This is a genomic window from Methanomassiliicoccales archaeon, from assembly GCA_013415695.1.
In the GTDB taxonomy this organism is placed as follows: Archaea; Thermoplasmatota; Thermoplasmata; order Methanomassiliicoccales; family JAAEEP01; genus JAAEEP01.
In genome coordinates this window covers 1-14,586 of record JAAEEP010000027.1, presented here as the reverse complement: position 1 = coordinate 14,586, position 14,586 = coordinate 1, and the positions used below count along the sequence as shown (strand labels likewise).

Here is a 14,586-nt window from a genome sequence, read left to right as displayed (position 1 = left end):
TACAACATCTACCGCGGCGTGGAGGAGACCTCTCTGGGTTTCCTGGAAATGTCAACGAAGACTGATTTCCTGGATTCATCGGTTCTCAACGGTCAGCAGTACTACTACCAGGTGACAGCTTTCAACGAGCACGGCGAGGGTCCCGCATCCGGAATAGTCACCGCTACCCCAGGCACCACTCCCTCGCCCCCCCTCGCTCTCGCCGCGGTGGCAGGGGACTCATTCGTCCAGCTGAACTGGACCGCACCATCGGACGATGGTGGTTTCCCAGTCGAGGGGTACAACGTCTATCGCGGTCCGGATGAGCTCTCACTGGTGTACATAGCGACCGTGGGCGAGAGCAATTTCAACGACACGACCGTGACCAACGGCATCACCTACCACTATCTGGTGAAGGCGTTCAACTCCCTTGGTGAGGGCGATCCCTCTGATATTACGAGCGCAATGCCCGCCACAGTTCCCTCGGCCCCGATGGGCCTGCAGGCGGAGTGCGGCGATTCATACGTTCTCCTCTCCTGGCTGGATCCCGAGGACGATGGAGGCATGGAGGTCGATGGGTTCAACCTCTACCGCGGGGAGAGCGAGCAGACGCTCTCCTTCCTGACGGTCGTGTACGGCATCCAGTTCAACGACACATCGGTGACGAACGGGCAGGTCTACTACTACCGTGTGACGGGATTCAACGCCATGGGAGAAGGGCCAATGTCCAACATGGTGGACGCACTTCCGCAGGTCGGCGTCGTGCAGACGATACCGTCGGCCCCCCTTGATCTCGAGGTGAGTGGTGGGGATGGCTGCACGAGGCTCCATTGGCACCCACCCGAGGACAACGGCGGATCAATCATCACCGACTACGCGATCTACCGGGGCACCATGTCGGGATCGCCGAGTCTTCTCACCACCATCGGGAAATTCCTGGATTACAAGGACAACTCCGTGACCAACGGAATCACCTACTACTACCAGGTGAGCGCGATCAACGCGATCGGCGAAGGCCCCCTCTCGAACGAAGCCTCGGCCACTCCCAACGCGTTCACGGCACCATCGGTCCCCGGAGACTTGATGGCCACACCGGGCGATACTAGGATAATGCTCAGCTGGTCTCCCCCAGAGGAGGACGGGGGCTCCGAGATACTCAACTACGCGATCTACCGTGGTACGACCTCGGAGTCCGAGACGCTCCTGCTTGTCATCGGCAACGTTCTCTACTACACCGACACGGGTCTCACCAACGGTCTCACCTACTACTACAAAGTGTCCGCCATCAATGCGATAGGCGAGGGCCCGCTGTCGAGCGAGGTCAACGCGACGCCCTTCGCCCCGACCACACCATCTCGACCGCTGAGCCCTCAGGCCCAGGCCGGGGACTCCTATGTGCTGGTCACATGGATGGTTCCATCGGATGACGGTGGCTCCTCGATATCCGGATACAACATCTACAGGGGAACATCCTCGACCTCCCTCCAGCTCCTCGCTGACCTCGGGATCGTCCAGGAATACAACGATACCTCCGTGACCAACGGTGTCACCTACTACTATGAGGTCGCCGCCGTCAACGACCTCGGGGAAGGGCAACTCTCCGATATGGTCAATGCCACCCCTCAGGCGACCACCGTTCCCACGGTTCCAAGCGCTCCCCAGGACCCTCAATGCTCATCGGGCGATGGATACGTCATGATAGCATGGGACGTTCCAGCTGACGACGGTGGTTGCGAGATCACCTGCTACAACGTCTACAGGGGGAACGACTCGGACAACCTGACACTTCTGGCAACGGTCCCGCATCCCGGAACATCGTACAACGACACCTCCGTGGAGAACGGTCATACATACTACTACACGATAACCGCGGTCAACGATGAGGGCGAAAGCCCACAGTCAACCACCATCGTGGATACTCCCGACGATGGAGGGGATGGAGAGCCCAGTGACAGCACCATAGTGATCGTGATTGGAGTGCTGCTGGCTGTGGGGGTAATTGCAGTCCTGGTGTTCATCTTGAGGAAATGAGGATGTGAACCCTCCTCAACTTCCTTTTTTCTAGGACGCTAGCGAGTATGCTCGCTCATTGCCGCTCAAATGGCCTCGATGGTCGAGGGTGGCTTGGTCGCGAGGTTGTAGGTCACGCTCACTACCCCAGGCACCTCAGCGGTTATCCTGTTTGCCAGGCGGGTCAGCTTCTCGAAAGGCAGGTTGGTGGGTGTTGCGTGGACCGCGTCTGTGCTGTCCCAGCATCTGACCTCTATCTGTAGACCGAAGTCACGCTTCTTGTCTCGTATCCCAGTCACACGGTCCTCGTGCAGGATTGCGAGGTACTGGAATGCCCCCACCTCTCTAAGCTCCTGTTCGACTATGACGGTGGCCTTTCTGACGGTCGCCACCCTCTCTGGCGTGACCTCCCCTATGACCCTTGTAGCGAGAGCTGGCCCAGGAAATGGCGGGCTGTCGTAGATAACCTTCTGCAGTCCCAGGATCTTTCCCACCTTTCTCACACCGCTCTTTCGAAGCTGTATGATGGGCTCGATGACCTTGTACCCGAACTCCTTCTTGGTGTCGATACCTAGTTGCTCCAGTATGTTGTGCTGCCTCTTGATGCCGGCCACGGTCTCCTCCACATCGGTGAAGTTGGTCCCCTGGAGCAGGTATTTGGCCTTGCTCTCCCTGACGATGCGGCCGAAGACCGTCTTGTAGAAGGTCTGCGTGACCGCCTCCCTCTTCTCCTCCGGATCGGTCAGGCCCTTCAGCGCTCCGAAGAACTCCGCCTTGGCATCGATTATCTCGACCTCTACTCCCAACTCCTTGAACAGGCTGACCACGCGCTCCGGCTCGCCCTCACGCATGATGCCGCTGTCTATGAAGACTGTCCTCAGCTTCTTTCCCAGCGCCCTGTGGCCGAGCAATGTGACCACGGAAGAGTCCACCCCGCCGGAAAGGGCGTTGATGGCCACTCCATCACCGACCTTGGCCTTAATGTCCTTGACCTGCTGCTCGATGAACTCCTCGGGCTTCAGGTCCTCAAGCTTGATCTCCACGATGTCCGAAAGCTTCTGCATCTATTTCTCCCCAAGAACCCCGGCATCGCGATGCTGGCTTATAGCCTTTTGTCGGGCCTGCTCTCAGGATGAGCCATCTTCTTCCCAATCGATCATCTGGAGTTCTCCATGGAGGTCCCTGTCCATCATATAATGGAATATGCGCGAAGAGTACGAAACGACATCTTGAAGGGTTGACCAGTGGCGCTAGGTCATATCCAAGAGGCACTTCGAGTAAACTAATATATTCGACTGGGTCTAATTAATTCACCGAGTGGGACATGGGTGATGGCGGTAGGGCCAGGGGCAAGCTTCGTCTTGCAGATGCTGTGGGCATGGCCATAGGCGGCATGGTGGGCGGAGGGATCTTCGCCGTGCTCGGAGAGGCTGTCCTTCTGAGCGGGAACGCTGCCTTCATCAGCTTCGGTCTGGCGGGGGTCATCGCCCTGATCACGGGAATATCACTCTCCCTCCTTACGATCAACTTCGGAGAGAGGAGCGGAAGCCTCAACTTCGTGAGGGCGGCTGCGGGAAGGAAGGCCGAGGGGATAGTGAGCTGGTTCCTGATCGTGGGCTACATATTCACCATCTCCCTGTACGCCTACACATTCGGTGCCTACGGCGGAAGGCTGATCGGCTTGGATCCCAGCCTGAATGGGTTGCTTGGTGCAATTGTCATCGGGTTCTTCGTCATCATCAACTTCATGGGCGTGAGGGAATCGGGGATCAGCGAGGACATCCTGGTCTACACCAAGGTGGGCATACTCATCCTGGTCTCTGCAGTGGGCTTCCTGGTCATCAACGAAGGTGAGATGCTACCCGTGTTCGAGCACGGCATAGGCGGTGCGATCGCGGCCGCCTCCCTCATCTTCGTGGCATACGAGGGATTCGAGCTATTGGCATTCGACTACGAGGACATAGAGGATCACAGGAGGAACCTCCCCAGAGCGGTCATGATATCGGTGGTGGCCGTGACACTGATCTACATGCTGGTAGCCTTCGTGACCACGGCAACGGTCAGCGATTCGGTCATCCAGGAGCACTCTGAGATTGTGCTAGCATATGTTGCCGAGCCCGTCCTTGGTCGGATCGGTTTCGTGCTGGTGCTCGTTGCCGCGGTGTTCTCCACAGCATCGGCCATCAATGCCACCCTGTTCTCCTCGGGAAGGCTGGCCAAGCAGGCGGCATCCGACAACCAGCTTCCCAAGGGGTTGATCGCGAGGCACATGGGGGGAGTGCCAGTTTATTTCGTACTGTTCATTGCGATATGCGCCATGATCATACAGCTGGCCGGGAGCCTGGACCTGATAGCCAGCTTCTCGAGCCTTGTCTTCCTGGCTGTCTTCTCGGTCGTCAATCTCTCCGCCTACAAGCACCGCCAGCTTGACGGTTGGAAGTTAGCCCTGCCTCTCCTGGGCTTCCTTGCCTGCTTGGGAGCGATCATCTTCTTATGCTTCACCATGTTCCAGTCCGATCCGAGCTCGATTCTCCTCATAGGGGCATTGGCCCTAGCGGTCATCGCTTTCAGGGCGATATTCACTAGATGGCATCCCAGCTTCAGATCCGAAGTTGACCGGAACACCCATTAATGACCTGTGGTCATAGTCCAAGCAGGGCATTCATTTGGAGCTGGAATTCATAATCAAGGACAAGAGAAGGCTGGCCGTGATTAACGACCTGTCGGTGGAGGAGCCCATAACGCTCCATCGACTCGCTGGAAAGAACCGGATTCCTGAGGCCATGATGGGGAGGGTTCTTAAGTCGATGGAGGAGAAGGAAGTCATCGAACTGATCGATGAAGAGTACTGGCTCACCGATTCGGGAAGGGAGATGATCAAGCAGCTGAGGAAGATTGAGAGGGTACCATCACCGAATAGCCAAGGTCAGAGGGAGGGATCTCAAGTGAGGATCGCTCCCGATCACAAGAGGAAACAGATAGACAGGAGAAGGGTCCCGTGATCCTACCCCAATTTCAATCTTGGAGATAGGTTCCATTTAAGAGACTTGTACTCCAATGGTTAATTGTCATTTATGGAGCGGAGGCTGCAATTGAGAGCAGCTAGGGTCTGATGGAGGGCCATATGGGCAGGGTCAAATCCCAGGATGATGCGGAAGCAGGGGTCAAGGAAGGAAAGACCGCTGAAGACGAGGGGCAAACCCTTGATTCAGCCGGGGCACCGGAAAGAGGTTCTAACGATCTCAAGGAGATTGATTCACCCCACGGAAAAAGGCTCGACGACAGGTGCTGCATCTCGAGTCTCGACATGTTCGCGAGTCTGGTGAGGGACCACGGAGACTTCTTCAGCAACATACTCGAGAACCTTCCACTGGTGATATACTCCGCCAAAGCGGACGACCTGTGCACCACCACCTTCGTGGGCGATCAGGTTCTCGGTCTGACCGGATACACCCCTCAGGAGCTGCTGGATGACCCCGATCTGTGGATATACATCATCCACGAGGAGGACCGGTCAATGGTGATGGCCGAGATAGACGAGATGAGGAAGCAGGGGAAGCCATCAAATCTGGAGTACAGGATAATCACCAAATCAGGGGACATTAGACATGTTAGGGACAGGAGCATGCCCGTACTGGATGACAGAGGGCGGCTGATCCGATTCGACGGCTACATGGAGGACATGACGTCCGAGATTGTGCAGAGGCGGGAGGTGGAGAAGAGCGAGATGATGTACAGGATGCTGATCGAGGATATCCGGGATGGAGTCTGGGCCTTCGATGAGAATATAAGGGTCACCTTCGCGAACAACAACATGCTGGAGATGCTCGGCTATCGATTGGACGAGATCATCGGGAAGCCGGGGTTCATGTTCGCGGATCCCGATCTGATTCCCGAGGCAGAGGAGCACATTAATAAGCGCAGGAATGGCGTCCAAGAATCATTCAAGTTCGAGTTCAGAAGAAAGGACGGAACCAAGCTTCCAGTTCTCGTCAGCGCGTCCCCCATAATTGGCGACGACGAGTCGTTCAAGGGCTCCATATTGTTCATACGGGACCTTACCAAGGAGATCGAGACCCATGAGGCGCTTGAGGAGACCAGGAGACGGTTCGAGCTGGTGCAAAAAGCAGCTCGTATAGGAAGCTGGGATTGGAACATGAATACCGACGAGCTCGTCTGGTCCGATCAGGTGGAGCCCATCTTTGGTTTCGAGTACGGGGCCTTTCCCGGTACCTTCCAGGCCTTCATGGACCGTGTCCATCCAGAGGACAGGGAGAGCCTCCTAGCCGCCATCGAGGAGTGTGTTCACTATGGGAAGGAGTACATCATTGAGCATCGTATCCTGCTCGAAGACGGAACGGTCAAGTATGTCCTCGAGGTAGGGAATGTCTTGAGGGACGGGAGAGGGAACCCCTATCGCATGGTTGGAATAGTCAAGGACATTTCTGACAAGAAGCAGGCCGAGTTTGAGATAAGAGAGCTCAACAAGGAGCTCAGGCGACAGACCAAGAACCTTCAGGCGATCAACAAAGAGCTTGAGGCATTCAGCTTTTCAGTCTCGCATGATTTAAAATCCCCCCTCAGACACATAGATGGATTCAGCAGCCTTCTGGAGGGGTACAGCGAGGCACTCGACGAGAAGGGCAGGGATTACCTGAGTCGCATACGGAGCAACGTTATGAGGATGGATGACCTGATCGACAGCCTGCTGAAGCTGTCCAGGATAGCCTCACAGCCGTTGAACTGGGAGAAGGTCGATCTGACCGGACTCGCCCGTGATGTTGCCATGAGGTTGGAGGAGTCCGATTCTCGGAGGGAGGTTCAGTTCGACATCCGCGAAGGGATGGAGGTCTGGGGGGACAGGAACCTGTTGGCCGTCCTTCTCTCCAATCTCATCGGGAACGCCTGGAAGTTCACGAGCAGGAGGTCGAAGGCGGAGATCGAGGTGGGCATGATGGAACTGGAGAATAGAACCATATTCTTCATCAGGGACAACGGGGAAGGGTTCGATATGCAGTATTCCGATAAGCTGTTCATCCCCTTCCAGAGGATTCACTCCGAGAAGGACTTTCCAGGATCGGGCATCGGCCTCAGTATCGTCAACAGGATAATCAATCGTCATGGAGGAGAGATCTGGTTCAGTTCCGAAGTGGATAAAGGAACATCAGTCTTCTTCACCTTCGATGTTCGCGAGCCCACTATAGGTTCCTAGAAAGGCCTGGCTGAATGTTGGTTTGCAGATCAATATGCATTTACTTAAATCGTTTTTAAACTGAAACTTAATCATTTTATTATATCGTTTGTGCCCTTCATTATATGGAATCGTTGACGAGAAGAGGACGGTCCAATGACTGCAGCTCCTTTGGATCGATGATGAGGGAACGGACGGATGATAGGAGGATCGATACCATTTGGCGTCCGAGCAGTACATGAGACTCATTGGGAGGCATGGTCCATCATGATTGTCCTCGATGCATTGAGATGATCGATATGAAAGATACTATCAAGGTTCTGATGGTGGAGGATTCCGAGGATGACGAGATACTCCTGATCGGCGAAATGGAAAAGGGGGGGTACAAGAACCCAATCGTCAAGAGGGTGGAGAACAAGGAGGACATGAGGGAAAGCCTTGAGAACGAGGACTGGGATCTGATAATATCCGACTTCGTCCTGCCGTCCTTCGATGGCCTGTCGGCACTTTCACTGCTGAAAAAGATCGGCAAGGACATCCCATTCATAATAGTGTCTGGAAAGATCGGTGAGGACACTGCGGTCGAGATCATGAGGGCGGGTGCCCACGACTACATCATGAAGGGGAACTTGGCACGGTTGAACTCTGCAATCCACAGGGAGATGAAGGAGGCCGAGATCCGGGCCAGGACCAGGAAGGCTGAGGAAGAGCTGAAGCTGTCCCACCAGATGCTTCAGAAGCGGTCGGAAGAGTTGGAACTCATAAACAAGCGTCTCAACGACGAGATCAGGGATAAGGAGAAGGCTGAGAACGAGGCCCTCGAGGCCAAGGAGTTCCTAGGGCGGGTGATCGACTCCGCCTCGGATCTGATCGTGTCCTTCGATCGGACGTTCAGGATAAAGATCTGGAACCGATCTATGGAGAAACTCACATCCTACACTCAAAAGGAGGTCCTCAACCGAACCCTGGACAAGCTTGAAGTCTTCGATGATCCCAAGAAGCTGAAGGCGACGATCAATCAGGTCTACAAGGACAAGAACTCGACCAACAACGACATCGTGTTGAAGACCAAAAGAGGGTCAAAGAAGATCATCGACGCCTCGGCCTCGGTAATCGTGGGCGAGAAGAACGAGGAGATCGGCGTTCTCTTTGCTGGCAAGGACATCACACCAGAGGCCGAAGCCCACGGCAAGCTGGTCCTTGGCATGAGCTACCTGGTCAGGGACAAGGATTCCTTATCCTCCATCAACCTGTTCAACGATCTGCTCCGCTCGGAGCACACAGGTCTGGTGGTCACAAGGGGTAATCCGGAGACGATTCGTAGTGTGTACGCCTCATCCGACGATCTCAGGATCATCATGATGAGCGAGGAAAAGCTGGATGACATGGAGACAATGGATAGCCTGGACAAGCTGGTGGATGTCGTCGATGAATTCGTCTCGTCCAACGAACGCCCGGCGATCCTCATAGACGGTGTTCACTACCTGCTCATCAAGTATCAGTTCAGAGATTTCATGGAGATACTGTTCAGGATCTCGGACCTGGTGGCGAAATCCCAGGCCACATGCCTGATAAGGATCGATCCGGAGATACTGGACGATGGTGAGCTGGCCATCCTCGAGAACGAGCTGATTCTTCTCCCCAGTCAGAAGATCGAGGGGATCATAGTGAGGGACGAGACCCACGATCTCCTGAGATTCATTTTCGACCAGAACCAGAACAACGTGATGGTGTCGTTCAAGAAGGTGATGTCCAGGTTCAAGATCTCCTACGTGACTGCTGCGAAGAGGGTGGAGACGCTCCAGCAGGAGGGATTGGCCTTCACGAAGAGGGAGGGCAAGCTCAGGGCGATCTACATCACGGAGAAGGGAAAGGCATTCCTGCACAAGAGGGAGAGCATCTGATAGGATGGACCTGAATCCAACCTTTGCGACGACCATTGATGATTCAGGATGAGGCTGAGATTGGAATCTCGGGAATGGTGGAAAGAAAGTGGAGAACTCCCCCACTAGGGGCGCTTGAAGTTCCCGAGGGAAGTCGGACATCGCCTACTCAGGTTTTACGTAGGATAGTGGGAGATGGACGCTCTCGTGATGTCGACAGATATGAACATCTTCTTCGGCAGGACGACCAAGCTTGTCGAGAGGGCAAAGAACGAGAGCGCATTTCGAACATTCCTGTTCATTGCAGTTTCATCCAATTCTATCGCGACTTGCCATATCTTCGGATCCATCTGATGGATCATTTGGACTATCGGATCTCGTCGCAATAGGGATCATTCCCACTCGTGAGATATCCCCGTGAATTCCCTCATATCGGTGTCGACCTCATGGACGCATATCACCGAGTTCATCCATGAGAGCTTCTCGGATTTGGTCATGAAGGAGATTAGCATGATGCCCTTCCTCCTGTTCCCGACCATCTTGGACCGGCCAATGCCATTCCACGATACCATCTCGCCGTCTTTCGTTGTCAGTATTCCTCTCCACTTGCCATGGCCCTTTCCACCCGGGTGCATGTATATTGTCCCGGATGCCATGTTCGTTCCACTGGGCCACCTGCTATCGCCCTTGATCTCAGATGCGAAGGATAGGTTCACCACCGTTTCGTGCCATTCGGCCGATTCGATGAAGCTCATGGTGAATTTACCCATTTCTTCATAGGCCTTGTTTCCCAAGCTCATATGAATTCCTCAGGAATTATCTTGATTCTCTCAGTATTTCAATGAATCATAATATCGGCTGAAGTATAGATGAAGAATGCATCAATTCCTATGTCGAGACTCTCTTCGCGATTGAGACATACCAAACGATGACCCGCAACTTTCTCCAATAGACCTAATGTATCAGCTATGGGTTGGTACCTTTCCGTGATCATTCTGATATGCATCCATCCCTCCTTGCGGGTAATCGACTTCGTGAAGTTGTATGACCACAATCTACTGGATAGGACAACTAGCAAAGGAAGACCTAGGTGAACCGGTTCATAGCTGCGCTTTGGGATGTAGAATCGACGGCCCTTGATACACGTTTCCTATGAATCTCAAACAAAATTATCATGTCATGTAATTGAAATTCAATTGAAGTTAATGTTTATTTCAGTCACGTCCTAATACTCTCCCATCATCTTTTCATTTCTGTAAAACAAGAGGCCTAGAGGTCGATTGCGAGCCTATCGATCTCTATGGCACTTGTAAACAAAGGAGGTGAAAGAATATGGGAGGATATCCTTCGGACTACTACATCATGCCTGAGCACCAAATCAGGTTGTCTGACGACCGGAAGAAGGTCTGGTTCAAACAACCACTTCCACTTGTGAAAAAGAGTGACCTTAAACTCGAGGTGCACAAGTCGGGGATCTGCTTCGACTTCAACCCCGAGAAGAAGAACCCAGTCCACAAGTGCATCAATCTCATGTACCAAGTGAATCCGGATTCAGCCAAGGCCACCTTTAAGGATGGTCTTCTAACAGTGACCGCGGATTTGGTCGAGGCCCACATGGGCAAACCGATCACCATCGAGTGATCCTGCGAGTCTCACGAAACCCCAATCAATTGGCCACAAAGGCCATTTTCTTTCTTTTTTTCGATACTCCATTCGGTACAGATCGGACTCGTTTCCACCAATCCTTTCTTGACCTTTTCGATCGGTTCGCTTTCAATCCGCCGAAATATCAATTGAGCGTAGATAAATTGAAATTCAATCATTATAAAATCGAAATTAAATCAAAGATATCAACGTCGGATTACGTTGGTATAATAGGCAACATGGAAAGTGGCAGAGTGGTAGTGTCCCATCCCCTGATTCAGCTTTCACATTTAAGCCACTTTCCAGTTGTCCTGTTTTTTCTCATGGGCAGACTTGGGTTCCCTTGATGGGGATGTTTCTAAGTGCGTGGAGCACCCGAATGTAGGTGGAAGGATGAACGGAGCAAAGAGGGCCGAGGGTCTGAGCATGTTCTCGGCGATCGCCTTCGCCGTGGGGACCATGATAGGAGCAGGAGTCTTCGTGCTCAGCGGGCTGGTCGTCAACATCGCGGGACCGGCCGCCGTCCTATCCTATATCATCGGCGGGGCCATCATTGTCTTCTCCGGACTTTCGTACGCGGCTCTGGCCAGCATCTTCCCCGAGGACGGAGGGGGATATCTCTACGTGAAGAAGATGCTCGGAGGCTTCGTCGGGTTCTTGGCCGGGTGGGGGATGTACGCCTTCCTGATGATTGCCAGCTCGTTCGTGATGATCGGGTTCGGCATCTACCTCAACCTGCTCCTTGGAACTCATCTTGACCCCAGGATCCTCGCCCTAGCCGGTTTGGTGGCGCTCACCCTGCTCAACCTTAGGGGGATATCCGAGGCGGGGAAGGCGGAGATATCCATGGTCGTCACCAAGGTGGCGATCCTGCTGGTCCTGGTCATTGTCGGATTGACCCATATCTCGACCTCTGATTTCAGCCCTCTTGCCCCCAACGGAGCGGGAAGCGTGATCACCGGGGTCACCATGGTCTTCTTCGCCTACACAGGCTTCCAGGTGGCGGCAATGATGGCGGGGGAGGTGAAGGAGTCCAGCAGGAAGGTCCCTATTGCGATTATCATCTCGATTGCCCTGGTCATGGTCATCTACGTCGGGGTGATCGTGTCATTGATGGCGGCCAATCTCCCAAGCTACGGTAGCGAGAGCGTCTTCGATGCCGCCGTGGTCTTCCTGGGTCCGCTGGGTGGCACGGTGGTTGCCCTCGCGGCCACCATCTCTACGCTATCATCCGTAAATGCGAACATCGTGGGTTCGTCCAGGATCACCATGGAGATGGCGAGCGAGGAGCAGCTCCCGGGGAGGTTCGCCAGGCTGAGGAACGGGCAGCCGGTGAACTCGATACTGCTGGGGTCGGTCATATCCGCCGTCTTCATCATCTGGGGCTCGCTGGACTTCATAATCGACACCACAAACGTCTCCATCCTGGCCACAATGATGCTTGTGAATATTAGCGCCATCATCATGATCCGCAGGAAGGAGAAGTTACCGGACGGCAAGTCGTACTTCAGGATACCGCTCGGAGCGCTTTTCCCCGCATTGGGGGCCATCTCGTGTCTGCTTATGATACTCCTGCTGCCCCCGACCATAATCCTCCTGGGCTCAATTGTTCTCCTGTCTGGGTCAATTCTCTACATCCTGGAGGACACACCCAGGGGCAGGAGCGCCATCGAGGAGATCAAGGAGGTTCTTGGTCGATACTGAAAGGTCTTTAACCTTTCGAATGACCCATTAATATGCCAAAGTCCCATACATGGATCGATACAATGGCCAAGGAGGAGGACAGAACGAAGGTGGCCTACTGCGGTATCTACTGCGGGGAGTGCTTCATTCACCAGGGCACCATAGCGGATCTTGCCAGGGACCTCAGGAAGGAGCTCAGATCGGCCCGGTTCGAGAAGACCGCTGAGGCCATCTCGAAGATACCCATGTTCAGGGTCTTCGAGAAGTACCCCGACTGCTACGAAGTGCTGGGAAACATGGTCAAGATGCGGTGCAACAAGACATGCAGGGGTGGAGGAGCCAACCCCGGCTGCAAGATACGACTCTGCTGCCAGAAGCGCGAGTACGAGGGTTGCTGGGAGTGCGACGATTTCGAGACCTGCCAGAAGCTGGATTTCCTGAAGGGAGGTCATGGCGACGCCATCCTCCTGAACCTGAGAAAGATCAAGAAGAAGGGGATGGACGAGTTCCTTGCGGGAGAGAAGCTGTGGTACTCGAAGTCCAGGGAATCAGCGTAGATACTATCGTCTGAAGAACCTCATGGGCAGCGTATGAAATCCTGCGCCCAGAGGCAGTCCGCACAAGAGTGTTCGTTGGCGTAGCAGTCCTCGTTCTGTTGCCTCAGATCGCAGTTCAACCCACAATCCACGCATGATGGGAACCTGAAGTCGGTCACGGTCGACCTGAACAGCGTATATTCCCTGCTCTTCCAGATATCGGCGAGCGAGCTGTCTTTCAGATTTCCGAGCATGTAGCGCGAGACCTGCTTCTTATCCCCAAGAATGTAGCATGGGTAGGAGTGCAATAACGCGTAGCAGGGACTGACCCCGCCGTCCCATCCGATGACCAGCCCTTTATCACTCACGAAACGACACCTTCTGTCAGCTCCCCACCTGCTTCTCGGGGTGGACATCATCCCCCACATGACGAAATGCCCAGCAAGGACCGACCATGCTTCGGGTTTGGGCAGGTCGATGGCCTCCCTGCCGTACGCTATCTGTCTCATCATCTCCTCATTGTGAGGGAGAAGATGGGTAAGAAGAACGATCGACGCCCCCACCTCCCTTGCCAGCGCTGGAAGCTTCTGAATATCATCGAAGTTCTTGTCGGTTATCACGAACTCGAGGCCTATTGTGGGGAACCTCGATTTTCTTTCGTCCCGCAAAGCCCTCACTCGCTTCAGATTCTCCATGATCAGATCCAGGTCTGAGCCACCGCGAATCTCTCGGAAGAGATCGGCCTTGGGGCTGTCCATTGAGACATAGATTCGATCGATTCTTAGATCGACCAGCGCCTTTGCCCTCTCTTCGGTCAACAGGGTGCCGTTAGTGGACAATGTGACCCGGACTCCAAGCGACTTGATACGCTTCAACATCTCTTCGAAATCGGGATGCAAAAGCGGCTCACCATATCCTCCGAAGTACACCTCACGAAGCTCCGGAAGTGCGCTAAGGTCCTCCATGACGCGGTCGAATGTCTCGCGAGTCATGTCCCCCAGGGGCTCATCCCAAGCGTTTCGAACGCAGTTCTCACAGCTCAGATTGCAGCGGGATGTCACCTCCAGGAAGACCTTCCTGATATCGTTGACGGAGCGGCGGAGGGCGTACCCATCGGAAACACGTTCGACTATCCATTCCCCAGAGTCCTCATCAATTGCCGTCGCATCGCCTGAAATCACATTCCCCAGATGATCTTGCACGATGATCGTCAGATCGTTCAGGTCATCATTGTACTCCCTTTGCTGCCTGGACATTCACTTACCTCTCATTTCATCTCTGCTTCACTGATGCAGGTTGTGGACTAGGCGCTACAGATGGTATAAGATATCACTTCCTACAAACCAGATGGTCAGAGGGGCTCCTTCTTTCTCCTCCAGAAGAACCACAGCACCACGGCAGCCACAACCACAAGACCGATGATACCGATGAGCGGCAATGTCAGATCCCCATCCTCGCTCCCGCCTTCCACTATAACCTGGGCGTGGATGAGGTCCGTCCAGTTGCTGGGATAGATGATCAGCGTCTCGTAGGGGCCTATCTCGATACCGGTCTTGCGGCAGGTCGGCAGGCCCTCAAGGGTGCCGTTCAGCTCATCCCAGGTCAAGTGACAGATCACGTTCCCCTGGAACTCCACATCGAACTTGAAGCTGTGCGGACC

13 protein-coding genes are annotated in these 14,586 nt (G+C 54.3%); 9 read left to right on the top strand and 4 right to left on the bottom strand.

Annotated features, from left to right (window positions below; genetic code table 11):
• The coding region (locus tag GKC03_09635) for a hypothetical protein (protein ID NYT12787.1) at positions 1-2,010 on the top strand (2,010 nt) is incomplete at its 5' end.
• A 65-nt stretch (positions 2,011-2,075) separates the two neighbouring features.
• Here the strand turns inward: GKC03_09635 and GKC03_09630 are convergent.
• Positions 2,076-3,053, bottom strand: a complete 978-nt coding sequence (locus GKC03_09630; protein ID NYT12786.1) for an ExsB family transcriptional regulator — start codon at positions 3,051-3,053, stop codon at positions 2,076-2,078.
• A gap of 260 nt (positions 3,054-3,313) precedes the next feature.
• On the opposite strand from GKC03_09630, the gene GKC03_09625 reads away from it, so the two are divergent.
• The 5 genes from GKC03_09625 (at position 3,314) to GKC03_09605 (ending at position 9,417) form a co-directional block, all read left to right on the top strand.
• Complete coding sequence (locus tag GKC03_09625) at positions 3,314-4,621, top strand: amino acid permease (GenBank protein NYT12785.1); 1,308 nt, start codon at positions 3,314-3,316, stop codon at positions 4,619-4,621.
• Positions 4,622-4,655: 34 nt separating this feature from the next.
• Complete coding sequence (locus GKC03_09620; GenBank protein NYT12784.1) at positions 4,656-4,991, top strand: hypothetical protein; 336 nt, start codon at positions 4,656-4,658, stop codon at positions 4,989-4,991.
• A gap of 122 nt (positions 4,992-5,113) precedes the next feature.
• Positions 5,114-7,201: a PAS domain-containing protein gene (locus tag GKC03_09615; protein NYT12783.1), complete on the top strand. Its 2,088-nt coding sequence runs from the start codon at positions 5,114-5,116 to the stop codon at positions 7,199-7,201.
• Between the two features lie 278 nt (positions 7,202-7,479).
• Positions 7,480-9,084 carry a DUF835 domain-containing protein gene (locus tag GKC03_09610; protein NYT12782.1) on the top strand — a complete coding sequence of 535 codons (1,605 nt, stop codon included), beginning with the start codon at positions 7,480-7,482 and terminating at the stop codon, positions 9,082-9,084.
• 174 nt (positions 9,085-9,258) lie between these two features.
• Positions 9,259-9,417, top strand: coding sequence for a hypothetical protein (locus GKC03_09605; GenBank protein NYT12781.1), 159 nt, complete (start codon positions 9,259-9,261; stop codon positions 9,415-9,417).
• A gap of 38 nt (positions 9,418-9,455) precedes the next feature.
• Here GKC03_09605 and GKC03_09600 read toward each other — a convergent pair whose 3' ends face one another.
• Positions 9,456-9,863, bottom strand: a complete 408-nt coding sequence (locus GKC03_09600) for a hypothetical protein (GenBank protein ID NYT12780.1) — start codon at positions 9,861-9,863, stop codon at positions 9,456-9,458.
• Positions 9,864-10,395: 532 nt separating this feature from the next.
• Between GKC03_09600 and GKC03_09595 the strand changes: the two genes are divergently transcribed.
• The 3 genes from GKC03_09595 (at position 10,396) to GKC03_09585 (ending at position 12,947) form a co-directional block, all read left to right on the top strand.
• Entirely contained in the window at positions 10,396-10,704 is a 309-nt protein-coding gene (locus GKC03_09595; GenBank protein ID NYT12779.1) for a hypothetical protein, read from the top strand.
• Between the two features lie 396 nt (positions 10,705-11,100).
• Positions 11,101-12,411 (top strand): amino acid permease, encoded by a 1,311-nt coding sequence (locus GKC03_09590; protein ID NYT12778.1) that lies wholly within the window; start codon positions 11,101-11,103, stop codon positions 12,409-12,411.
• Between the two features lie 62 nt (positions 12,412-12,473).
• Positions 12,474-12,947, top strand: coding sequence for a DUF3795 domain-containing protein (locus tag GKC03_09585; GenBank protein NYT12777.1), 474 nt, complete (start codon positions 12,474-12,476; stop codon positions 12,945-12,947).
• Between the two features lie 20 nt (positions 12,948-12,967).
• Here GKC03_09585 and GKC03_09580 read toward each other — a convergent pair whose 3' ends face one another.
• The gene (locus GKC03_09580; protein ID NYT12776.1) at positions 12,968-14,182 is read right to left on the bottom strand and encodes a tungsten cofactor oxidoreductase radical SAM maturase; all 1,215 of its coding nucleotides are present in this window, start codon (positions 14,180-14,182) and stop codon (positions 12,968-12,970) included.
• Between the two features lie 95 nt (positions 14,183-14,277).
• Positions 14,278-14,586: LPXTG cell wall anchor domain-containing protein (locus tag GKC03_09575; protein NYT12775.1), on the bottom strand; the 309-nt coding region annotated here is incomplete at its 5' end.